Source organism: Natronorubrum amylolyticum (assembly GCF_052040145.1).
Lineage (GTDB): Archaea > Halobacteriota > Halobacteria > Halobacteriales > Natrialbaceae > Natronorubrum.
The window spans coordinates 199,254-221,363 of record NZ_JBPPFW010000006.1; the positions used below are offsets into that span (position 1 = coordinate 199,254).

Here is a 22,110-nt window from a genome sequence, read left to right on the forward strand (position 1 = left end):
CCGGATAAGCACCACGTTCCCGGCGGTTGGATCGGATGAGGTGGACTCGAGAATCTCCCACGTGTCCGTCCTCACTCCTCGTCTGTGCTCGAGTCGGGAGTGTCGTCTTCGTCTGCGGTCGAGCCGCCGTCCTCGTCGTCGGCACTCGAGCCACTGTCGTTCTCGTCGGCGCTCGAGTCGCCGTCATCACCGTCAGGCGAACGCTCGTCCGCATCGACGTCGGATCCAACATCGTCCTCGTCGATCACGTCCTCGACGTCTTCGTCGACGGACAGCTCGCCCGGTTCGGCCGGCTTCTCCTGTACCTCGTCGCTCGATCCCGACGTGATCTTCGTGGACGATGGATCGTCGGCGAGATCGACGTTCGTCTCCGCGTCGTCGACCGGTTCTCCGGCATCGGACGCGGAAGCGTCACTCGAGGTATCGGTGTCGGTCCCCGTCCCGGTGCTCGTATTCGCCTCGTCCGTCGGGTCCGCCCCACCCTCGTTGGAGCCGACGTCGCCGATCGGAATGGCCTGCGGTTCCGTGGGAACCGCGTCCGAAACGCGGTCGCTGACGGCCGAGGGGACGGCGTCGACGGCTCGCTCTCGAATCGCCTCGAGTGACGGATCATCCTCGTCGCTCGAACCGAGAACGCGATCGAGGACGTACGCGACGACGACGGTCCCGGCGGCCACGAGCACGAGCGTTCGGAGCGCCCTGCTCGAGTCGGTGTTCGTCACGTTCGGCGACCGGTCCTGTGGCGATGACGTATCCGTATCGACGGCGGATCCAACGCGCATCAGAAACCGTACAGTCCCGCCCCAGAAGTCGGTTCGGGGTGCCAGCGCAAGCGTCGAGCATCGGCGATCCACGGGGTTCGGGTGGACGGCCGCGAACTGCCGGAAGGCCAGTCAGTGCGGACAAGTAGTGACTGCGTTCCCGATTACCGATGCGGAGTAACCGCTCCGAAACCAGCGGAAGTCGTCCCCTACTCGTTCCAGACGTTCTGTTATTCGTATCATATAAAAATGGATGAATGAAGTGGTTCGATCATATGAACCGATTCAGATCACGGTCGGCGAACCGATCCCGTTGGGGTATTCATCCCGTCCCCGAGTCTCCTCACGAGATCTTCGATCGCGAACGTACTACCGAATTCGAAGACCGGTCCCGGACCCTCGAGCGTCGGGTCGCGACGGACCCACGGCCTGAAGAGTCGAACGACGCGACCGACACGGTGACGTTCGGAGGGAACGCTCGATGAGTGCGAATCGAGCACGGACGACCGTCGCGGCTGGCGTGTTCGCGTTCTGTCTCGTCGGCGTCCTCGGTGTCGCCCTGATGGGCGGCGTCAGCGCCGACGAGTCGGTGGCCGCATCCGGCGCGACCATCGATCCGGACGCGTCGACGAACGCGAACGTCTCCGAAGAGGCGTACGTCGAACCGGCCCCCGAAGTGGGCGATCCGTACTACGAAGCGAGCGACGGGAACTGGGTCAGCTACATCAACCCGCGCGACGAGTACCGATCCCCGTATCTGGGTGACGGCTCCGGGAAGATCGGCGTGACGCTCCTCAACGAAGCGGGCGAACCGATCGTCGGCGAGACCGTTCCGAACACGACCGTCACGATCGACACCGGCGACGAGTTGAACTGGCACTCCCACGCCAATCCGGTGACCGTCCAGTACCCGCTGACCGACCACTACGACCGACCGCTCGATAGCGACCAGTTCGGAACGACCGACGACCTGCCACAGGGCGACGGCTACATGGACACGCACAGTATCGAGATGCACGGCCAGCCCGAGGACGCGACCATCGAGTACGGCGAGGCCCAGATCGAGGGCGAACACGCCGACAAGATCGAGGTCGTCGGCTACGTCGAGCAGACCCACGACACCTGGGACACGAGCGTCGATCCGATCGAGGACGCCGAATCCTACGAGGAAGTCGGCGGCGAGTGGACCTTCAAACCCGACGGCTCGCACGGCCAGGTTATCGTCGTCCTCCAGCTCGACGCCGACGAGACCGGCGTCGGCGACGGTGACTCGAACGAGGAGAACGGCGACTCGGACGATAGTGACGGAACGGACCACTCGAGTGACTCCGACGACGGATCCGCGAGTGCCGACGGAACGAGCGACGAAGACGACGCTGACGACGGCGACGAACTCCCCGGATTCGGCATCCCGGCAGTGATCGTCGCGCTGGCAATCGCCGCCCTCCTCGGCGTCCGTCGCCGATCGACCTGACGATCGACAAAATTGTTTCGGAGAAAATACGAAAGGCTACGCAAGAGCCGACGCTGGATGAATTCGGTTGCTGTACGGCGAACGAAAAACCGGTGAGGACCGGTCGATAGTCTATCGTCCCCTCGAGCGAACTGTTCGGTCTCGAGGTAATAAGACTGCCGGCCGACCGACTCGGTCGACGTTCCATCAACGACCGAGGTCGTTCCGAGACCAGAGTCGCGTTGCTACCGACGCTTCCGAAGTCATCCAACCAGTGAGATTTTGCCGCTCCGCTCGAGAGAGTGAGACGATGACAGCCGCCAGCGACTCGGACGATCCCCGCGTCCCGATCGTGTGTCCCGACTGTGAGACGACCTCCCGCATCCCCCTCTCGGACGTCGCCGACACCATCGAGCGACACAACGACCAGTTACACGGCGGCGAGGACGTCGCAGCCGTCGATCCCGATATCGTCGAACGTATCGCCGACCTCGCTGCGAGCGATCTCGGACTGCTCGAGGACTCCGGACCGGAATAGGCGCTATCGACGCAGGTACAATCGAATCCGCTGGAACAGTGACTGTGACGGCCCCTCGTTCGCTTCGCAGTCGGGGTTCGTCACGCGGCCCGCTTCGTCGGGATTGTCGTCCAGCCGAACGTCGGGACGTTTCGAATCCGTGGCATGGAGTATGACCACGAACAGAACAAACGGTCCGCTTGCGATCGAAACCTGCGAGTTAGCACGATCGAAATCCGCGAGTCGGTGCGGTTAGATCACGTCGAGGACGAAGATCGCAAGGTACAGCTGTCCGAGTCCGGCGACGATCATGACGACCCCCGCAATACGCTCGAGTAACTCGCTGTGGGCAGCCAGCCGGCCGGCGCTCGCGACGAGCCCCATCCCCGTTGCGACCGTCAGCGAGACCATCAACACGACGACGCTGCCGACGTAGGTTCCGACGACGAGCGCCGCCGAGACCGGCGGGAGCGCCAGCGCCTGTGCGAGCACGGCGACGAACAGCGGCGCGACACAGCCCGCCGCAGCCAGCGCGTAGCCAGCGCCGAAGATTCCGAAGCCGAACACGCTCGAGCGGCGTTTCGGAAGGGGAATCGTGAGCGACGGAGCGCGGTCGAAGACGACAAGCAGGCCGAACGCGACCAGAATCGCTCCGACGATCGGCTCGAAGAGGACGATGTTCGACAGTGTCGAGTGGCCGACCCAGTAGGCGGCGACCAACAGTACGCCGAACGTCGCCAGGACGCCGATTCCGGCGACGAGACCGCGACTCAGCGCGCCGGACAGCGAGGCTTGCTCTCCCTCGGTCTGACTCACGTAAAATCCGACGTAGCCCGGTAAGAGCGGGTACGCACACGGCGAAAAGAACGTCGCAATGCCCGCTATCAATGCGAAGGTGAGCGGCAACGAGCCGTCAGTCATCGCCCGTCACCCGAGTTGGTAACACCGGTCCCCTCATCTGCAGTACCATCTTACTCGTCACCGGCATCGGCCTCGAGCGCCTGCTCGATTCCGGACACGATCTCGTCTGCGCTCTTGACGCCCGAATCGGCCCACTGGACGCGCCCCGAAGCGTCGATGGCGACGGCCGTGGGAAAGCCGCCCTCGAGGTAGCGAGCCGTGAGTTCGGCCGCCGGATCGTGACCGACCGTCCAGTCACCATCGTGTTCGTCCCACCACTCGACGAGTTCCGCCTCGGTGATCGAGCCGCTCTCGCCGACGGACTCGTTGGTGACCGAGCAGAACGTTACCTCGTCGCCGATCCGTTCGTTGGCCGTCGCGAGCGCCGGCATCTGTTCGATACAGGGTGCACACCACGTGCCGAACAGGTCGACGAACGTCACCCGTCCGAGGTCGGGAACCTCGATTGTCCCCGCCTCGCTCCCGGGAGCGTCGATCGTCTCGATCTCGAGCGGGTCGTCGGGTTCGTCGGCCGATTCGTCGTCGAGCAGGTTCTCGGTCGACGGGAGTCCGTAGACGGCGATCGCGCCGGCGCCGGCGACGACGCCCGCACTCCCGAGTCCGGCGAGGACGTCCCGTCTCCGCATGCTCACTCCACCCCGACGACCGTCCTCGTGTCCTCGACGATCTGTTCGTTGTCGACCGCCCGTTCGGACTGGACGGCCGACGGATACGCTCGTTCCACGATTCCGTCTTCGTTGACGAGCGTGATCAAATTGTTGTGGATGAACGTGTACTCGCCGTGGTCGTGGTCGTCGTGGTCGGATTCGTTTCCGTGGTCCGAATCGTCGTGGTCGTGATCGTCTCCGTCGTCGTGGCCCTCGCCGTCGTGATCGCCGTTGCCCTCGAACTCGTCGTGGTCCTCGAGTTCCTCTTCGTCGTCGATCCGTTGGAGTGGCAGGTTGAAGGTCTCGGTCATCACCTCCTCGGCCTCGTCGTTGGTTTCGGGCCGGAGGAAGTGCCAGTTGTCCGCCTCGTAGTCGATACTTCGTTCGGCGGCGTACTCACGAAGGACCTCGGGCGTGTCGCGTTCGGGATCGAACGTGAACGCGAGCAACGCGATGTCGTCGTCGTACCCCTGTTCGACGGCATCCTCCTGAATCCACCGGAGCCGCAAGAGCAGGGCCGGACAGGCGCCGTCCGGGCACGTCGTAAAGATGTACGTCAGCAGAAACGGCTTCTCGCCGACGAAGTCCTCGAGCGAGACGGTCGTCTCCGCGATCGGGTCCGGAATCGAAAACGAGGGGAACTCCTCGCCGTACTCCGGATACGAGGCACCCGTCGGGTGGTCCGGCGGCGGGAGAATCCCGTCACCATCGTGGTCGTCGGAAAGTGCTTGTTCCACCGTGTCGAGACAGCCGGCAGTCCCAGCAACACCCGCGACCCCGAGAGCGCGAAGGTACGTCCGTCGTTCCATACGAGATGCGTAGGAGCGCGCCATGAAATGCTCGTTGGTTCGCTCACCGAATGCGAGACGATCCGACGCGGGTACGAGACGATTCGGACCGGATGCGAGACGATTCGGCGCGGAACATTCCGAAACCGGTGTCGACGTCCCCCTCTCGACTGCTGCGATCGAGACCCGAATACATGAGGGTCGGCGTCGTGATATCCGGCGGTGTCACCGACGCGTTCGGCTCGACTGATCGGTTCGATCATCCTCGGACTGGCAGCAGCCGGTATCGTCGCGGGCTACTGGACCGAACCCGTCGCGGCCTCGAACGTCGCCGCCGGACTCGGTGACGATCGGACGCTCACCGTCCCGACGTGGCTCACCCTGCTCACCGGCGGGGCCGCCGTTGGAGCCTCCGCGCTGCTCGCCGCGCTCGTGACCGACCGTCGCTTCGTCGATGCGGTCCACGAGTGGTGCGTTCCGCTCGCGGCTATCGCGGAGTCGAGCCCCACCGAATCGGGTCTCGTCGAGTCGAGTCTCGATACGTCCAGTCCCGTCGGATCGATCGGGCTCTCGAGACGAACGGTCGCCGCGGGATCGCTCATCGGTGGGAGTCTTGGCGTGCTTGGACTCACAGCCGTGATCGTCGTCGGTCTCGAGGGCCCGGCGATGCCGACGGCGAACCTCGCTGTTATCATCGCGTTCGTAGGCGTGCGAGCCGTCCTGCCGATGATCGCCTTCCTCGTCGTCGATCCGTGGCCGACGATCGATCCGTTTCGGACCCTCGCGCGCGGTGTCGATAGGTCAGTGACTCGTGCTCGAGAACTGGTGACTCGCGTTCGAGAGGTGGTCCAGCGTCGCCCGTCGAACCCGAGTGCGAACGAAACGGACGGAACGAACGGAACGGTCGGAACGGACGAAACGAACGGAACGGTCGGAACGGACGAAACGAACGGAACGGTCGGAACGGACGGAGCGAACGATACGAACGAAACCGGTTCGTCCGCGGTCGACTCGGCTCTCCTCGAGTACCCCGCGTGGCTCTCGTCGTGGCCGGCGGTGCTCGGGTTGGGAGCGCTCGTGTGGCTCGAGCTCGTCCTCCCCGTGACGACCGATCCGGAGCGCCTCGCGCTCGTCGCGATCGGCTACGCGGGGTACACCGTCACCGGTGCGGTCCTCTTCTCGCCGACGGTCTGGTTTCGCCGCGCTGACCCGCTGGCCGTCCTCTTCCGGCTCTACGGAGCCGTCGCTCCGATTCAGCGACGCGACGGGGAATTTCGACTTGTCGTTCCGGGCGCTCGTCTTCGGGACGCGGACGTCGTGACCGACTCGAGCGACGTCGCCTTCGTCGTCCTGCTGGTCTGGGAACTGACGTTCAACGGGTTCGTCGTGACACGCCCCGGCCGACGGACCGTCGAGGGAATCGTCGCGACCGGACTCCCGGCCCGCGGCGTCTACCTCGCGCTGCTCGTCGGCGGGTTCGCCGTCGCGGTCGCCCTCTACTGGCTGGCCGCACACCTCTCGCGGCGAACCGCACCGACGTACCTCTCGGAGCGGATGCTCGCCCGGCGATTCGCCCCACCGCTGCTGGCGATCGCCGCGGGCTATCACCTCGCGCACTACGTCACGTTCGCCGTCTCGCTCGCTCCGGCGTCGCTGGCAGCGCTCTCGAGTCCGTTCGCTCCGCCGGTGAATCCGACGACGCTCGTCGTGCCCGATTGGATGGGAACGCTCGAGATCGTCACCCTCCTCGCCGGTCACGTGCTCGCGATCTGGACCGCCCACGCGATCGCGTTCGACTGTTTTCCGGGTCGATTACAGGCGATCCGGAGTCAGTACCCGTTCGTCGTCGTGATGGTCTGTTACACGGCGCTCAGTCTGTGGCTCCTGACGCTCCCGACGATGGAGCCGGTGTACGTTGCTGGATAGGAGTGAACAGGGGCTGACAGCGAGAAGGGACAAAACACTCCCTCGGTCGGTTCGATCGCCGCGATTCGAACGAAAGATCGACAGCCGCGGTTCGAAGACAGGTCGACAGCTGCGATTCGAGCAGCAAACCAACAGCCGTTTTGTCACTGGCACCCCAAAATCGGCGCAATGAACCGTCGGGGATTCCTGCGCGGAACCGCGGTGGCTGGAACCGTCGCCGTCGCGGGCTGTCTCGAGCGACTCGGCTTCGAAGAGCAGTCCGCCTGGTCGAACCCGCCGCTCGTCGACGATCGACCCGACGCCGTCTACCTCCCCGCCGGCATCGAGGAGATGGGAACCTACGGGCGAGCGACCGACGGCGAGTACGCCGTCGAACTCACCTACACGATCCCGCACCGATTCTGGCTCGTCGCCGGCGAAACCGAGCGCGTCGACGTCGATACCGACGACAGCATGCACCTCATGCTCACCGTCTGGGACCCCGAAACGGACACCGTCCTTCCGGTGAACGCCGAACTCGACGTGCGCCGAGACGGCGACTCGGTCACCGGACAGCTCTCGCCCTGGCCGATGCTCTCCCAGCGGATGGGATTTCACTACGGCGACAACATCTCGCTCCCGGACGAAGGCGAGTACACGGCTCGAATTCGGATCGGCCGGCTCGAGGCCGAGGGGACGGGCGCGTTCGAGGATCGATTCGATAGCTCGTCCACGCTCGAGATCGACTTCGAGTTCACCCGGTCGGACATCCACGACCTCGAGTTCGAGCTGATCGACGAGGATCGGCGCGGAGAACGGGACGCCCTCGAGTTGATGGACCACAGCGACCACGGAGCGCACGACGGTCACGGGGACGACGAGCATGCTGATCATGGAGACGACGAGCACGCTAGTCACGGGGATGACGACGATCACGACCACGACGGCCGTAGCGAGGGAGGCGACCACGGCGACGACCCCGGACACCCGCCGACGTCCGACGGTCCAGCCGTCGACGAACTACCGGGTGACGTCCTCGGAACGGAACGGAGCGGCGACGCGAAGCTATCCGTGATCGTCCCCAATACCGACCGATTCGCCGACGACGCGGCGTATCTGATGGGCTGTCTGCGGACCCCATACAACGACGTCATCCTCCCGTCTGCCTCGTTACGGCTGACGATCGACCGGGACGGATCGGCCGTCCTCGAGGATGAACGACTGACCGAGCGGATCGATCACGAGTACGGTCACCACTACGGAGTCGCGGTCGACGATCTCGAGAGCGACGACGAGATCACGGTCGCCGTCGACTCACCACCCCAGGTGTCGCGCCACGACGGGTACGAGACGGCGTTTTTCGAGTTCGAAGACGTTTCATTCACCGTCTAACAAGTTCGTGCCTTGTGAGCTTACCAGCTGGACGGTCCGGATCTCCTGTAGACCGGGATCGGTGGATGGTGTGTTCGTTGCCGATACCGATCGTCGAGTGGCAGAAATTCGACCCTACGACGACGAAACGCATCGAAACCGACGATGAATCGACCGTACGACTGGTATAACTAACCGAAGCTCTCGAATACTCTCGGGGTATGTCTCGATCAGACCACTCAGATATGCGTATCGGCTGTCCGGAGTGTGAGGCACGCGTCAACGCGTCCGTGCCGCCGGGTCCGGGGATCCACGAGGAACGTGCCACGAACCGACTCCAGGGGAGGGAAACCGCGTGTCGGAACTGTGGACACGAACTCGAGCTGTACTACTACTGATTCCGATATCGAACGTCGGTTTCGACGCTCGGGTTTGATTTCGATCGTCCGGTGCAAATGGCTGCAGCGATAGTAGCCACCGGAAGTTCCAGTTGCTACGATAGAGTGGAACGGACACACCATGTTTCCGGTGAAATTACACGACGGTCGGCACGAGTGGACGGTCGGCACGCGGCACTCGAGAACAGCGTCGGTACTGAGTTACACACCGTGTTTCCGGTGAAGACACGTGATCGGTGGGCGTACAACGGGAGATGCCCTGTGGAGAGAGCACGCTGGGAGCAAGTCAGTACGAATGGAATAGCGATAGTGAGACCGTAGGTGGGGGAAAGATCGTGATCAGAGAAAACCAGTCGGTCATCCGAACCGATGATCGGTTACACTGACACACCACGTTTCCGGTGAACGGGGAAACGAGTGGGTAGACCGGGAGCGAGTAAGACAACTGAAAAGACCCAGTTGGGCCGCGCGCACACACCGGGTTTCCGGTGAAAGGGGGTAAACAGAGGGGCGGATGAGAGAGATCCGATTCGATGATCACAGCGAAAGATCCGAATTCGAGGCAGCGATACTGCGCTCGAACGGGATGAACTCGAGGAAAAGAGTAGATCGAGGCAAACGCTAATCAGCGGGTTCAAACGCTAATAGGGGAGAAAACCGATATCTAACACATCACAGTGCTCTTTGCACAGACCGACACACCACGTTTCCGGTGAAACGAGGAGAAAGAAGGTCACCAGCTGAAGTCACTATCAGAAGACTGCCAGAAGAATCCAAAGACATGTGAGGTTGGAGGCAGTAGCTATAAGTATTTTCAGATGAAAAAGTCCATTGAGTACAAAATTAGAATAGAAATCGACGTCAGTCGATTAGAGACTTTTCACCGGAAATCCGAGATCACGCACTCGGTCTGCAATAAAATCATTTTCAGTTATCGGCGTCTTTCGGATCTCATAGTCTGCATTTCGGTTACTCCCGGTCCTATCCTCGAGTGACCCCATCTCGGTCTCTTCAGGTTTGGCCACCTTTCGCAGATATCTCTGTAGCGATGGATCCGCTCTTCGATTGACTCGCTTTTAACTACCCTGCGTTCGCGATACACTGCATTCGCGATACAAGCGCTCACACTGGTTCAGATCAGTTTTGATATGTCGATAGCTTGTTCCCACCACACCGGGTTTCCGATGAACGCAACCCCCGTTTCAACTGCACCCCCACACCCCCTTCACCCCGTTTCACCGGAAACGTGGTGTGTGTGTGCTCCACTTCTCACCCACTTCCAGTTCGTTCCACCCTCCCCTCTCGAGACTCGCTCTCCCCTCGATATTTCACCGTTTCACCGGTTTCCGGCGAACGAGTCCAAACAGTAAAGACGTTTCACCGGAAACGTGGTGTCTACTACCTATGTCGAGTTCCGGCGACGATCTCTTCACCCGAGACGATCCGATCTTCGAGAACAAAGAGCTGCTCGAGATCAATCACCTCCCCGAGGAAGGGCGTATCGTCGGGCGAGACGACGAGATTGCGGATCTCGCGAACGCCGTTAACCCGGCGATCTTCGGACAGAGTCCGAGCAATCTGCTCATCTACGGCAAGACGGGCACCGGAAAGTCCCTCTGTGCGAAGCACATCTCCGAACGGCTGGTCCGCGTCGCGAAAGAGGAGGGCGTCACGGCCGAGTTCGCCTACGTCGACTGTGCACAGGACAGCACCGAGACGCAGGCGGTCCAGACGATCGCCCACTCGTTGAACGACTCGGCGGTCACCGATATCAAGATCCCGGACAAAGGGCTCAGCACGTCGACCTACTACAAACGCCTCTGGCGGGTGCTCGACACCCAGTACGAGGTCGTGCTCATCATCTTGGACGAGGTCGACAAACTGGACGACGACGACATTCTCATGCAACTCTCGCGTGCGGGTGAGGCTGGGAAACTCGAGAACTGCAAGATCGGCGTTATCGGGATCAGTAACAAGATCAAGTACAAGGATCGGATGGACGAACGGGTCAAGTCGAGTCTCTGCGAGCGCGAGTTCGTCTTCCCGCCGTACGACGCGAATCAGCTTCGGGATATTATGCAGGCGCGCAGCGACGCGTTCAAGGACGAAGTGCTCGATCCGTCGGTTATTCCGCGGGCCGCAGCGCTCGCGGCTCGCGAACACGGTGACGCCCGAAAGGCGATCGACATCCTCCGGTACGCCGGCGAGATCGCCCAGTCGAACGGGAGTAAAACGGTTCGCGAGGAGTTCGTCGTACAGGCCCGCGAGCGCGCAGAAACCGATCGATTCCGCGAGCTTATCCGCGGATCGACACCCCACTCCCGGTACGTGCTCCAGGCGCTCGCAGTGCTCGCACTCAACAGACCCGAGGAGGACGGCTTTCGAACGACGCGCATCTTCGACGTCTACGAGGAGATCTGTCGGCAGGAGGGCTCCGATACGCTCTCGCTGCGTCGGGTCCGCGACCTGTTAAAAGAGCACGCGTTTCTCGACATCATCGAACAGTCCCGACAGAGCGGCGGCAGCGCCGAAGGGAGCTACACCGAACACCAACTGCTCGAGGATCCGGACGTCGTACGGAAGGTACTCGTCGAGACGGACGAGACGTAGCGCCGATTCCGATCGATAGGCGGACAGTACGACGATATTTCACCGGAAACCGGGTGTCTGATTCACTGACAGTCTGGACTGGTTCACCGGAAACGTGGTGTCTCGAGCTACGACTGTGAGTTCCCCGAGCTACGACTGTGAGTTCCTCGAGTTACGACTGAGACGGCACACCGGTTTCCCAGCCCCGCGGTGAGTCGTTCAGCCGTTCGGCACCGTCCTCGGTCACGACGACGAGGTCTTCGATCCTGACGCCGAACTTCCCCTCGAGGTAGACGCCCGGTTCGATACTGAACACCATCCCGGGCTCGAGTTTGCGGTCGTTGCCCTCGACGATGTACGGCGGCTCGTGGACCTCGAGGCCGACGCCGTGACCGGTTCGGTGAACGAAGGCGTCGCCGTAGCCGGCGGCCTCGATCGTCGTCCGAGCGGCTCGATCGACCGCGCCGGCTCTCACGCCGGGCTCGACCGCATCGACCGCGGCCTGCTGTGCCTCTCGGACGACTTCGTGGACTCGCTCGTACTCGTCTGACGGCTCGCCGACGACGATCGTCCGGGTTTGGTCACCCGGGTAGCGTCCCGTCCCGGCCTCGAGATCGGCGGCGACGAACGCACCGAAATCCAACACGATGGGATCGCCGCGTTCGATCTCCCGGTCGCCGCTGTGGTGATGGGGCTGTGCACCGTTCGGTCCCGAGGCGACGATCGTCTCGAACGCCGGCTTCCCGCCGCCTTCGGCTGCGAGCAGGCGTTCGATCTCGCTCGCCAGCTCCGCCTCGGTCGTGCCGAGGAGGTCGTCTCCACGCGACCGAATCTCGAGCGAAACGCGATCGGCGATCGCTCCGGCCCTTCGCAGCGCGTCTAGCTCGACCTCGTCCTTTCGAATTCGGATGTCTTCGAGGACGTCGCTCGCGAGGCCGAACCGTGCGTCCGGAACGCACGCTCTGAGATCCTGCGTGAACGTTGCCCACATCCGGTCGTCGACGAGTATCGTCGGCGGTTCGTCGCCCGTTCCGTCGCTCGTCGTGCTGTCGTTTCCCCTTCCCTGCTCGAGCAGTTCCTCGAGAACGCCGTCGATAACGGCAACCGGGTCGTCGCTGTCGTCCCAGAGTCGGATCTCGAGAGACGGGTCGTCGATCGGCACGTCGGCGAGCTGTCGGTCGTACATCGTCGGTGCGACAACGGTGGGGGTGCCTACTCGCGGAACGAACAGCAACAGGTGGCGCTCGGAGGGCGATTCTTCGAACCCGGTCAGATAGGTCAGATTCGGGCTCGGAAAACAGACGAGGAGCGACGCGTCGGTGCGCTCGAGTCGGCGTTGACAGTCCGCGATTCGGCGCTCGAAGGGCGATTGCATACTCGCGATTCGCGGGAGAACGGAAAGAACGTTTGGACTGACGAGGTGGTCTGACGGATGAATTAGCGGCAGTCTGTGAGGCGAACCGATGCCAGCTTGGCGGACGGTCAGGTGTACTCTCCTCCACGATATCGTGCTCTACCTGTCGAGAAATATCCGATATTGTTGCGTGGTATCTGGAACAGATCCGGTCATTTTTCCTCATTGTCTGTTCTATTCGACGAGTAGCGGACGCTATTAGAGGTCCATGCGGATGCAGGCCGCGCAGCAACCCGTCACGGAACTGTGTATTTTCAGCGAATGCGATTTACCGACGAGCGGTCGTCGACGCACCCGAATAACAGACAGTTACGGGCCGACGGGTACGGCCGAGTGACTGCCGACACGCAGGCCGACGAATCGGCCTGTCCCGGCTCGCTGATCGTCGTTTCGAACCGGCAGCCGTACCGGCACGAGTACGAGGGTGGCGAGGAGGCTGCCGCGGAGACGGCGAGTCGATCCATCGAGGTCGACGAGCCGACCGGCGGACTGACTGCCGGTCTCGACCCCGTTGTTCAGGAGTCCGAAGGAACTTGGATCGCCTGGGGTGACGGCGAGGCGGACTTCGACGTCACGGACGAGGACAACTGCGTTGCCGTCCCGCCGGCGGAGGAGTCGTACACCCTCAGGCGGCTCGATCTCTCGGACGAGGCGGTCGACTCCTACTACTACGGATTCAGTAATCGCGTCCTCTGGCCGCTCTGTCACGGCTTTACCGATCTGGTCGAGAACCGGTCGAACGATTTCGACTGGTACCGGACGGTCAACGAACGATTCGCCGACGCGGTGAGCGAGCACGCGACTGACGATTCGGTCGTCTGGCTGCAGGACTATCACTTCGCACTCGCGCCGGGAATGATCCGCGAGTCGGTTCCGCAGTCGACGACCATCGCGCAGTTCTGGCACATCCCGTGGCCGATGGCCCGGACGTTCCAGCACTGCCCGGCCGGCGGTAGCCTTCTCGAGGGATTGCTCGGAAACGACCTGCTCGGGTTCCACGTCGACCGATACGCCGAGCGTTTTCTCGACTGCGTCCAGCGGTACGTGCCGGCTGCCAGCGTCGATCGCTCTCGGCGGGTCGTCCGCTACAACGGGACGACGACGCGCGTCGTCGCGACGCCGATGGGTGTCGACGCCGAGTCCTACGACCGTGATGCGCGATCGGTTTCGGATACGGCGGTGTCCGAGTTGCTCGAGCGATACGATATCTCGCCGGAGAACGTCATCGGTCTCGGCGTCGACCGACTCGACTATTCGAAGGGGATTCCGGAACGCCTGGCCGCTCTCGAACGATTCTTCGAACGGAACCCGTCGTGGCACGGCGAGTTCACCTTCGTGCAGTCGTGCTCGCTCTCCCGAACGAATATTCGGACCTACGAGCAACACGGGGATCTCGTCAGAAGCGAGGTCACGCGGATCAATCAGCGATTCGGGACGGACGAGTGGACGCCGATCGTCTACACCGAAGACTACCTCTCGAAGGACGAGCTCTGTGCGCTCTACTGCCGTGCGGACGTGATGGTCGTGAGTCCGCTGTGCGACGGGATGAATCTGGTTGCCCAGGAGTACGTCGCCGCGAGCGTCGACGGCAAGGGGACGCTCCTGTTGAGCGATCGAACCGGTGCCCACGAGACGCTCGGCTCCCACGCGCTCACGATCGATCCGGCGGATATCGACGGCTTCGCGAGCCAGCTCGAGGCCGCCGTCGAGATGCCGTTACACGGTCGACAGCGCCGGATGCGCACGCTCCGCAACCGGGTGTTCGACGGCGATCTCGAGTGGTGGATGGACACCCAGTTCGACTGGATTCGCCGGGTACATAACGAGCGCCGCCGCGATACCCGTCACGGTGGTGCAACTCGAGGAACGGATTCGGGAGTGGCTCGAGGAACTGACTCGGCAACTGCTCGGAATCGGCCGTCGGACTCGAATTCGGGTCAGTCTGGTGACTCCGACGGTAGTACAGAGATGGACTCCGGTTCCAGTTCCAGTTCCAGTTCCAACTCAGATTCAGATTCAAATCCGGACTCGGATTCGGATACTGACCCACCCGAATACACCTCCACCGTGTGATCAATGTCGGACGCGACACCACCACAGCTGATCGACGAGCAGCGAGATCGAATTCGGTCGCGACTCGCCGGCGCGTCGCATCTCCTGTGCTGTCTGGATTTCGACGGGACGCTCGCACCGATCGTCGACGATCCCGACGCGGCGGCGCCGACGGCCGAAAACGAGGCCGCTGTGGCGACCCTCGCGGCGGCATCATCGGTGACGACGGCGATCGTCAGCGGCCGTGCGTTAGCCGACGTCCGGCAGCGAATCGACGGCCCAAAGACGTACGCCGGAAACCACGGGCTCGAACTCGAGCGCGGTGAGTCGGTCGCCGTCCATCCCGTCGCTCGAAAGCGGGCCGCGAAGATCGAGCGGGTCTGTACGGCGCTCGAGACGGCCCTCGAACACGTGCCGAACACGCGAATCGAGAACAAGCGACTGACGGGGACGGTTCACGTGCGATCGGTCCCGCCTGCGTTGCGGCCGATCGTCGAGCACCTGACGACCGCGGTTGTCGACCGATTCGGCGGCGACGAACTCGAGATTTCGACCGGCAAACGCATCCTCGAAATCGGGCCGTCGATTCCGTGGGGGAAGGGGAACGCGGTTGGCTTGATCGACGCGGATATGCCGGCACGGACGGTGCCGATATATATCGGAGACGATGTGACTGACGAATCGGCGTTTCGGACCGTCGAACCGAAGGGAATCGGGATTCGAGTCGGTGGCGACGAGCCGTCTGCAGCCTCCTGTCGACTCGACGCTCCCGACGACGTCGCGACGTTCCTGGAGTGGCTCGGTTCGGTCGGCGTCGACGCACTCGAGCGAAATCGAACGCGAACGAACTCGCCGGACGACCGATCAAGGACTGGTATCCACTTGATCCCGGATACCTGCTCGACCGCTGGCACACGGTCGAACGCTGATACGACACGTATTGATGAGATCCGCTCGAGTTAACTATCGGATTCAGTCACGAACCTGACACCAGGGCCCGATACTCGGCGTTGCCGTGTGCCCTCGTGCCTTCTGCTGGGCTTGAAATGTTAAATTTCGTAATTTTATTCGCTGTTTTCGCCCCCCGGTATCGTAGAAACCACAACCGAAAAAGGCGAAAGTATTAGTTACCACTGGAAATATAGTGATAGATGAGAGTGAACGATAGTGAAGTTACGTCAACCTACTGATTTCTTGGTCCTCGAGGCGCTCGAGGACAAGGGTCGAAACGTCGCCACGAATCTCGCCGCTCACACGGGAAAGAGCCGCAAAAACATCAACACGAGGCTCCCGGTACTGGAAGATTACGGACTCGTTCGGAAGATCGGGCCGGCGGAACGGTCCGGATTATACGAGATTACATCGCTCGGGAAGGCAGCGCTCGTCTACCGGGAGCAGTACGACGAGGTCGACGACTTCGACTCGCTCATCGAAGGTCCAAGCGCGGGCGGGACCGGACAGGGTGGCGACGCGCAGGCGAGTTTCGTCCGCGGCGAGGACGAGAGCGACGACGACGAAGACTGATCCGGTCGTCTCCTTCCGTTGATCCAACTCGAGCCCTCCCCGTCGGCGCGTCAAGGGGAGGTGTGGAATTTGTGTTCGTCTACGGGAGAAACCCGCCGCTGTAGTCGGCGAGTTCGCGGCGCGCACAGGGCGAGAACGCCAGACTGAGCTTTCGATCGAGACCCGCGGGGTCGGGGTAGCTCGTGCCGCATCGCGAGCTATCGTCGTCGTAGTCGGCCGACCAGGCGTAACTGCTCAGCATGGGTGAGGCGACGATCGCGTCGCCGTACCGATAGGCGACGCCGTGGTCGTGTTGTAAGCCCAGCGCGTGACCGATTTCGTGGGCAAGGATCTGCATCGTTCGCGGCGGCCGTCCGTTCGGAACGATCCACCGATCGGCGTCGGCTCCCGGCGACGAGAAGAGGTCGTCGAACGGGTCGAGTGCTGCGATATGCCTGGCCCCGCCGACCGACGCGATGTGCGGAAGCCCGTAGCCGGTCGGGGCCTGCCGCATCTGGCCGTCCGTGACGAGCAGATTGACGTCGGAGACCGGTTCGAGGTCACGGCGACCGATTGCCCCCGCAGCGAGCGCTGCCGGCCATTCGCCACCGCTCGTCACTGCCGCACCGTTCTCGGTCGAGACGTCGACGGCTCCACCACTCGAGACCGTGAGCGACCAGTACTCGAGATCGAAGATTCGCTCGAGGTACTCCTGTATACGATCAGTGACGCCGTCGTAACTTGCCGCCTGCTCCGAGAGCCAGACGCGAATCTCGAGCGTGTCGACGGGGTCCCGGGTCGCGTACGCCAGCGTCCCGACGGAGGCGAGAGAGCCGGCCGTGCCGAGAAACACGCGTCGATTCACGATCGCTCCTCTCGCGCGCGACGGCCAGTTTGTACCGCTTTACATAGTACTCCATTATAGTCGGTCAGGCACGCCTGACACTCATCCCCACACCCATTTCGTCGTCGAGGCAACGTCGTTTCCGAACTACGGGTGTCGACAGCAGGCGCCGCCGTCGAACGCAGCGAAAATCGTTGGGACGGAACGTCACTCCGGCAGTGGGCGTCGCGTATCGACGACGCGAGTACCGCGGTCGTCGACGCGTATCTCCGCCCAGGCGGGGAGGTCGTCTGTCGGTGTCAGCAACAGCAGGCCACCGTCGCTCGTTTCCACCAGTCGTCGATCCGGGTCACGCTGTCTGATGCATGGCTTCCATCGTTCGGTACGCAGATTGGTCGTGACCTGGCAGTCGGTGTAGTAGTGGCCGTTTGCCCCCTCGTAGAGCACGTCGACGGGTGTATCCGTCACCACGATACCACGCTCTCCGTCGATCGATCGACGGTGATTATTGCCGAGGCGGTCGTCGTACCCATCCCAGTCGTTCGAACTCGAGGCGACGGCATCGGCCCTCGGGTTCACATACTGTTTCTTTAAGATATCGTGACTATCGGATTTCGTTATGAGTGTTCCGCGGACGAATTCGGACGCAGGTATGCGACCGAGGGTGGTGCCTTCGCTGGCATCTCGACGAGTTCTCCGTTGCTCGGCAGAATAGCTGTCGGCGTCGTTGGCACCAATATGTTGGGCCGCGTATCGTTCGTTTATGTCTACAGGCGGTGCAGGCCGAGTGCCTCGGGGTCGTACGGAAGTCTTCGATTTCCGCGACGACGAGAATCGAAGATTCTCGAACCACTTGACCTCGAGGCGGTTCACTGGCGTCCTCAGTACGTAATAATCTTGTAGCCGTCGACGACGAGCGATCGGATACTTGGGTGGCCCTCGTGTTCGTCGAGCAGTTCTGCCGGACCGTCTTCGATCTCGTCGGCGACCTCGTAGGCGTTCGCACAGTATAGTAACAACTGCAACGATTTACACACTGATCGCCAGACGGTTCGGCGATCAGGTGTGCAATGACTTGCAGTGGCTACTATAGTTACAGGCCGACATGAGTCCGGTCAGTTCGGCGTACAGCGAGTGATAGTCGTGATCCTCGTCCTCGAGTTCGGGAATCAACTGCGTTCCCGCGCCGTCGAAGATGATCTCGACGTTATCTCCCGCGTCGTCGAACTTCTGTGCGGTCTAGAGAGCGTTGACAACTCGGCCAAGCTCGGATGGCGACTCTGTACCGGCGAGACCGACGATTGCTGCGTCTGGCATACGAATCGCCGTAGCGTGCCGTTCAGTATCCGCGTTGTGCGTTCGTGTGCCTGTTCGCTCTCCCAAGCCGTTTGATAGGGACCGTTCGACCGTTTGGAAGACTGACCGTCCCGTCTCTCGAGCGCCTCGTCGTCCGCCCGACATCGAACCGTTCGAGTCCGTACGCACTCGATTCTGCGCGGTTCGATCGATGTGTGTCTCACCCCATCTACCACACCGGATTTCCGGTGAAGCTCTCTCGATTGTACCGAGAACGTTTCTCCGGTAGCGAGCTCGGTCCGCACCTCGTCTGACATCGACTGTGCCATCACTCCGTCTCGGTGCCGACTTCGAAGAACTCGCAGAGAACTGCTTTTAGCCCCTTTCGAAGGTGCTGGTGCATCGTCGGTGGAGTAACCCCCATCGCGTCTGCGATCTCCTCGCCGGTACTCTCCCGGGGCCAGTCGAAAAAGCCGCTGTAGTAGGCGAGTCGTAGCGTGGTCAGCTGTCGATCGGTGAGCTGATCGAGGATTCGGTTGCGACGCTCGGCTGCCGTCTGCACCGATCGGTCGACTTCGCGACGAGCGATGAGCTGTGTGTTCTCGTAGACGACGGTCAGTGCCTCCGCGATCTCTCGGACGTCCGCGTCCTGTGAAACCTCGATCACGCAGCGTCCGACGCCGTCCTCGACGCTGACGTCCCTGATCGTCGCACCGTGATTTGCCAGCGTCCGAACGCCCGACTCGGAGAGACGCATCTCGATCGTACAGCTGGCATCGCCGTCGTGGATGAGTCGACACTCCTCGATCGAGTGGTGGTCTCCGGCCGCTTCGAGGACGGTTTCGCCGTCGATTCCGTCGACCATCACGTACTGGACGGTCCGCCCGCTGGAGGTCGTTCCGGCCCACTCGAGCGAACACGTACAGCCGTACTCCTCCGAGAGGTCGAACGCGAACGTGTCGCCGCCGTCGATCCGGAACTCGAGTTCGACGACCGTATCGGCGAACAGCAGCTGTCGATTCTTCACGGCCATGATGGTGAAACCGATGGTCTCGCCGAGGAGTTCGAAGCCGGCCAACTCGTCGCCGCTGAACGCCTCGTCACGGCTGGCGAGTACGGTCAACACGCCGTACATCGAATCGTTGTGGTCGATCGGAACGGTGATCGCCGACCTGACGTCGTCCTCGCGAGCGGCGTTTCGCAACGGCTCGGGGACCGCCTCGCTCGTCTGGACGTCCATCTCCGTCTGGGCCGACCCCGTCTGGACGGTTCGCTGTCCTAACCACTCGTGGTCGGCGTCGAGCGCTTCGACCGCCTCGAGGTAGGTTTCGGCACCGCCGGCACCGGTTCGGTACGCAAGCGTCCCTTCGCCAGTGCGCTCGGCGATCCAGGCACCACAGTACAGCTCCGAGTCGACGAGCTGTTCACAGACCTCGCGCTCGATGGCGTCCCGCGACGGGGCCTCCACCAGTGTATCGATGACTTGCCCGACGACCGTACTGATTCGATTGAGGGTCTCGAGTTGATCCTGACGCGATCGAAGCTCGCGTTCGCGTTTCGCCCGTTCGGTGATATCCCTGGCGAGCCAGACGACGGCTCGCTGTCCCTCGATTCGATCGTCGATCGGGACGACTCGAGCTTCGAACTGCCGGTCTCCCTCGGTCGTCTTCGCGCCGTACTCGATCGTTTGAATCGTATCGGTCCGAAGCGTTCGATCGATACACGCCTCTAGCTTCGCTGCGACGTCGTCCGGAAAGACGTTCTGTAGCTGTTCGCCCGTGAGCTGGTCGGCCGGCTTCGTGTACAGCTCCGCAGCGTCCGGTCGCACCTTCACCTCGAGGTAGGTTCCGTCTTCGCCGAGGACGAACGCCTCGTCGGGCAGTTCGTTCGCGAGGATTCGGTGGTAGTCGCGGTCGGCGGATCGCGTCGACGGTCGCGTTCGCGCTGTCTCCACACTCGTTTCTCGGGTTGAGCGAATCGTCTCGAGAATTCGTTCGACCGGATCTTCGTCCGTCCCGGGAACGACGTACTCGTCGGCGTTTCCCCGCAGCGCAGCCGTCGCGAGCGCTTCGCTTCCCGCCTTCGGGACCACGATCGTCGGAACGGCTGCATCGGTCGCGTGACACCGCTCGAGTAGGGCCGTCGTTTCCACCGGATCGTCGTGCTCGATGACGACGGCGACAGGACCCTGTGGGCCGACTCCCTCTCGAGAGGCAGACTCGAACTCGTCCTCGAGACCGTTCTCGAGAGTCGTTTCTACTGAAACCGTTCGAGTAGCGTACGGTGTCCCGTCGCGCAGTCGGTTTCGGAGGGAACTCGATCGCGCGGCCGTGATGTGTGTGATCGATCCGGATGGGTTCTCGTGGGGCATGCGGTACCAGTATTCACCGATCGCAATCTGCCGGCGTCTTCTTTCTGTCCTATCACCACATCAGAATAAAAGACTACTGGTACATCTCCCCCGCCGCTATACGAGGTGTTCGGGAACCAGGGGGCGATGTCGGACGACCGATCGAATATCACAAAACCTGATATTAACTCGGTGGAAACTCGTAAATTTCGCTCACGGTCAGCTTAGTCGACACGCCAGACGTCTCGGGAGTCGGAAACGCGCTCGACGGTCATCCCCCGCGTTCGTCGCCCGCTCGCTTGATTTCTGGATGATGGACCGCCAGCACAGTCTACACGGTGTACACTGTGTACAATTTGTGAACTGCCTGTACGGCACCGCACCGGTTGGCGATAGTATTGCAGATTGAGTGATCACGGCATCACTCCGGGGCTGTCACGTGTTTCCCGTGCGATAACGATTCAGTAGCTCGTTACCTTCGGCCTGCGTTCGCTGACACTGGTGTCGGTGTCTGGCCCGCCGTGTTGGACCGAGGACTACTGAGCCGTGGACCTACTGAGCTGTGGACCTACTGATCTGTGGTTGCCGGAGGATTGGGGACTGGAATCGTCGGGGAGCCAGTCCGTCTCCCGTACGTGAAACGGTCGTTCGGGTGGTTCGAGTCCCGCCGTCCGAGTTAGATTTCGCCCTGTTCTTTGAGGTCCTCGATGATGTCGTCGACGAAGGACTCGGGGTCGTCGTAGGGGAAGTCCCCGCCCGAGGTTTTCGTGTTCAGTTCCATTGCGGTCATCGAGAAGTCGCCGGACTCGAACTTCGTCCCGGGACCGTTTGGTAGTGCCGGCACGAGATCCATGGGGCTGGAGATTGGATAGTCGGCACCTTCGAACGCGTCGATCATCTGGTCGCGGATTTCGGATTCATCTGCCATTGCGCGTGCTAGTTGTGCCCGATAAATAATAAATTTGCAGGTAGTTGCTACTGCTGACGGCGGTGCGATAAGACCGCTACTATGGCGATAAGGGGCACTATACAGTAGCGTACGGCAATAATTCACGCGAATGGGGCACGGAACAGCCGACCGTCCTGCAGCGAGCGGTTCCGTTTTGGCCTCTTGACGTACTGATCCACCTTACCCTGCTTTGTCTGTAGACGCCCGTCCAGCTAGAGTCGGCGCATGAACTCCGGGAGGATCCCCCGTTCGCTCGAGTCCGCGGCGGCTGCCGGTTCGGCTCCGGTCGAGTCCGCGGTGGCTGCCGGTTCGGCTCCGGTCGAGTCCGCGGTGGCTGCCGGTTCGGCTCCGG

General features: G+C 62.2%; 19 protein-coding genes. 9 read left to right on the top strand and 10 right to left on the bottom strand.

The genetic code is table 11. The annotated features are described in order from the left end of the window. Positions 1-71: 71 nt before the first annotated feature. The gene (locus ACSFDB_RS20285; protein WP_440772708.1) at positions 72-782 is read right to left on the bottom strand and encodes a hypothetical protein; all 711 of its coding nucleotides are present in this window, start codon (positions 780-782) and stop codon (positions 72-74) included. Between the two features lie 460 nt (positions 783-1,242). On the opposite strand from ACSFDB_RS20285, the gene ACSFDB_RS20290 reads away from it, so the two are divergent. Both ACSFDB_RS20290 and ACSFDB_RS20295 read left to right on the top strand, forming a co-directional pair. Further along, the gene (locus ACSFDB_RS20290) at positions 1,243-2,235 is read left to right on the top strand and encodes a PGF-CTERM sorting domain-containing protein (RefSeq protein ID WP_440772709.1); all 993 of its coding nucleotides are present in this window, start codon (positions 1,243-1,245) and stop codon (positions 2,233-2,235) included. A gap of 289 nt (positions 2,236-2,524) precedes the next feature. Continuing rightward, positions 2,525-2,752, top strand: coding sequence for a DUF8149 family protein (locus ACSFDB_RS20295; RefSeq protein WP_440772710.1), 228 nt, complete (start codon positions 2,525-2,527; stop codon positions 2,750-2,752). Positions 2,753-2,983: 231 nt separating this feature from the next. On the opposite strand, the gene ACSFDB_RS20300 is transcribed toward ACSFDB_RS20295, so the two are convergent. Genes ACSFDB_RS20300 through ACSFDB_RS20310 form a run of 3 tightly spaced genes read right to left on the bottom strand, consistent with a single transcriptional unit; the run spans position 2,984 to position 5,108 of the window. Then, on the bottom strand, positions 2,984-3,652 hold the full coding sequence (locus ACSFDB_RS20300) for a cytochrome c biogenesis CcdA family protein (protein WP_440772711.1): 669 nt from the start codon (positions 3,650-3,652) through the stop codon (positions 2,984-2,986). Positions 3,653-3,702: 50 nt separating this feature from the next. Then, positions 3,703-4,278 (bottom strand): TlpA family protein disulfide reductase, encoded by a 576-nt coding sequence (locus ACSFDB_RS20305; RefSeq protein ID WP_440772712.1) that lies wholly within the window; start codon positions 4,276-4,278, stop codon positions 3,703-3,705. Between the two features lie 2 nt (positions 4,279-4,280). Then, positions 4,281-5,108, bottom strand: a complete 828-nt coding sequence (locus tag ACSFDB_RS20310) for an SCO family protein (RefSeq protein ID WP_440772713.1) — start codon at positions 5,106-5,108, stop codon at positions 4,281-4,283. Between the two features lie 201 nt (positions 5,109-5,309). Here ACSFDB_RS20310 and ACSFDB_RS20315 point away from each other — a divergent pair, with 201 nt between their 5' ends. From ACSFDB_RS20315 to ACSFDB_RS20330, 4 genes are all read left to right on the top strand, one after another. Continuing rightward, positions 5,310-7,013, top strand: coding sequence for a hypothetical protein (locus ACSFDB_RS20315; protein ID WP_440772714.1), 1,704 nt, complete (start codon positions 5,310-5,312; stop codon positions 7,011-7,013). 168 nt (positions 7,014-7,181) lie between these two features. After that, positions 7,182-8,384: a twin-arginine translocation signal domain-containing protein gene (locus ACSFDB_RS20320; protein ID WP_440772715.1), complete on the top strand. Its 1,203-nt coding sequence runs from the start codon at positions 7,182-7,184 to the stop codon at positions 8,382-8,384. A gap of 200 nt (positions 8,385-8,584) precedes the next feature. Beyond that, positions 8,585-8,761, top strand: coding sequence for a hypothetical protein (locus tag ACSFDB_RS20325; RefSeq protein ID WP_440772729.1), 177 nt, complete (start codon positions 8,585-8,587; stop codon positions 8,759-8,761). A 1,404-nt stretch (positions 8,762-10,165) separates the two neighbouring features. After that, positions 10,166-11,371 carry a Cdc6/Cdc18 family protein gene (locus ACSFDB_RS20330; protein WP_090311712.1) on the top strand — a complete coding sequence of 402 codons (1,206 nt, stop codon included), beginning with the start codon at positions 10,166-10,168 and terminating at the stop codon, positions 11,369-11,371. A 151-nt stretch (positions 11,372-11,522) separates the two neighbouring features. Here ACSFDB_RS20330 and ACSFDB_RS20335 read toward each other — a convergent pair whose 3' ends face one another. Beyond that, complete coding sequence (locus ACSFDB_RS20335; RefSeq protein ID WP_440772716.1) at positions 11,523-12,725, bottom strand: M24 family metallopeptidase; 1,203 nt, start codon at positions 12,723-12,725, stop codon at positions 11,523-11,525. Positions 12,726-13,025: 300 nt separating this feature from the next. Between ACSFDB_RS20335 and ACSFDB_RS20340 the strand changes: the two genes are divergently transcribed. The 3 genes from ACSFDB_RS20340 to ACSFDB_RS20350 all read left to right on the top strand — a co-directional run bounded on the left by ACSFDB_RS20340 (position 13,026) and on the right by ACSFDB_RS20350 (position 16,340). Next, positions 13,026-14,837: an alpha,alpha-trehalose-phosphate synthase (UDP-forming) gene (locus tag ACSFDB_RS20340; RefSeq protein ID WP_440772717.1), complete on the top strand. Its 1,812-nt coding sequence runs from the start codon at positions 13,026-13,028 to the stop codon at positions 14,835-14,837. A 3-nt stretch (positions 14,838-14,840) separates the two neighbouring features. Next, complete coding sequence (otsB, locus tag ACSFDB_RS20345) at positions 14,841-15,779, top strand: trehalose-phosphatase (protein WP_440772718.1); 939 nt, start codon at positions 14,841-14,843, stop codon at positions 15,777-15,779. Between the two features lie 204 nt (positions 15,780-15,983). After that, the gene (locus ACSFDB_RS20350) at positions 15,984-16,340 is read left to right on the top strand and encodes a winged helix-turn-helix domain-containing protein (protein WP_090311705.1); all 357 of its coding nucleotides are present in this window, start codon (positions 15,984-15,986) and stop codon (positions 16,338-16,340) included. 79 nt (positions 16,341-16,419) lie between these two features. On the opposite strand, the gene ACSFDB_RS20355 is transcribed toward ACSFDB_RS20350, so the two are convergent. From ACSFDB_RS20355 to ACSFDB_RS20375, 5 genes are all read right to left on the bottom strand, one after another. Then, positions 16,420-17,184, bottom strand: coding sequence for a peptidase M10A and M12B matrixin and adamalysin (locus ACSFDB_RS20355; RefSeq protein WP_440772719.1), 765 nt, complete (start codon positions 17,182-17,184; stop codon positions 16,420-16,422). A 186-nt stretch (positions 17,185-17,370) separates the two neighbouring features. Next, positions 17,371-18,036, bottom strand: a complete 666-nt coding sequence (locus ACSFDB_RS20360) for a hypothetical protein (protein ID WP_440772720.1) — start codon at positions 18,034-18,036, stop codon at positions 17,371-17,373. An 8-nt stretch (positions 18,037-18,044) separates the two neighbouring features. Beyond that, entirely contained in the window at positions 18,045-18,182 is a 138-nt protein-coding gene (locus ACSFDB_RS20365) for a hypothetical protein (RefSeq protein ID WP_440772721.1), read from the bottom strand. 605 nt (positions 18,183-18,787) lie between these two features. Further along, positions 18,788-20,830, bottom strand: coding sequence for a bacterio-opsin activator domain-containing protein (locus ACSFDB_RS20370; RefSeq protein ID WP_440772722.1), 2,043 nt, complete (start codon positions 20,828-20,830; stop codon positions 18,788-18,790). A gap of 655 nt (positions 20,831-21,485) precedes the next feature. After that, entirely contained in the window at positions 21,486-21,737 is a 252-nt protein-coding gene (locus ACSFDB_RS20375) for an MTH865 family protein (RefSeq protein ID WP_090311698.1), read from the bottom strand. Positions 21,738-22,110: the final 373 nt, after the last annotated feature.

What these genes read in the sequence shown, in the direction of transcription:
- ACSFDB_RS20285 (WP_440772708.1), bottom strand. Translation starts at nt 782, where the DNA reads ATGCGCGTTGGATCCGCCGTCGATACGGATACGTCATCGCCACAGGAC.
- ACSFDB_RS20290 (WP_440772709.1), top strand. Translation starts at nt 1,243, where the DNA reads ATGAGTGCGAATCGAGCACGGACGACCGTCGCGGCTGGCGTGTTCGCG.
- ACSFDB_RS20295 (WP_440772710.1), top strand. Translation starts at nt 2,525, where the DNA reads ATGACAGCCGCCAGCGACTCGGACGATCCCCGCGTCCCGATCGTGTGT.
- ACSFDB_RS20300 (WP_440772711.1), bottom strand. Translation starts at nt 3,652, where the DNA reads ATGACTGACGGCTCGTTGCCGCTCACCTTCGCATTGATAGCGGGCATT.
- ACSFDB_RS20305 (WP_440772712.1), bottom strand. Translation starts at nt 4,278, where the DNA reads ATGCGGAGACGGGACGTCCTCGCCGGACTCGGGAGTGCGGGCGTCGTC.
- ACSFDB_RS20310 (WP_440772713.1), bottom strand. Translation starts at nt 5,108, where the DNA reads ATGGAACGACGGACGTACCTTCGCGCTCTCGGGGTCGCGGGTGTTGCT.
- ACSFDB_RS20320 (WP_440772715.1), top strand. Translation starts at nt 7,182, where the DNA reads ATGAACCGTCGGGGATTCCTGCGCGGAACCGCGGTGGCTGGAACCGTC.
- ACSFDB_RS20325 (WP_440772729.1), top strand. Translation starts at nt 8,585, where the DNA reads ATGTCTCGATCAGACCACTCAGATATGCGTATCGGCTGTCCGGAGTGT.
- ACSFDB_RS20330 (WP_090311712.1), top strand. Translation starts at nt 10,166, where the DNA reads ATGTCGAGTTCCGGCGACGATCTCTTCACCCGAGACGATCCGATCTTC.
- ACSFDB_RS20335 (WP_440772716.1), bottom strand. Translation starts at nt 12,725, where the DNA reads ATGCAATCGCCCTTCGAGCGCCGAATCGCGGACTGTCAACGCCGACTC.
- ACSFDB_RS20340 (WP_440772717.1), top strand. Translation starts at nt 13,026, where the DNA reads ATGCGATTTACCGACGAGCGGTCGTCGACGCACCCGAATAACAGACAG.
- otsB (WP_440772718.1), top strand. Translation starts at nt 14,841, where the DNA reads ATGTCGGACGCGACACCACCACAGCTGATCGACGAGCAGCGAGATCGA.
- ACSFDB_RS20370 (WP_440772722.1), bottom strand. Translation starts at nt 20,830, where the DNA reads ATGCCCCACGAGAACCCATCCGGATCGATCACACACATCACGGCCGCG.
- ACSFDB_RS20375 (WP_090311698.1), bottom strand. Translation starts at nt 21,737, where the DNA reads ATGGCAGATGAATCCGAAATCCGCGACCAGATGATCGACGCGTTCGAA.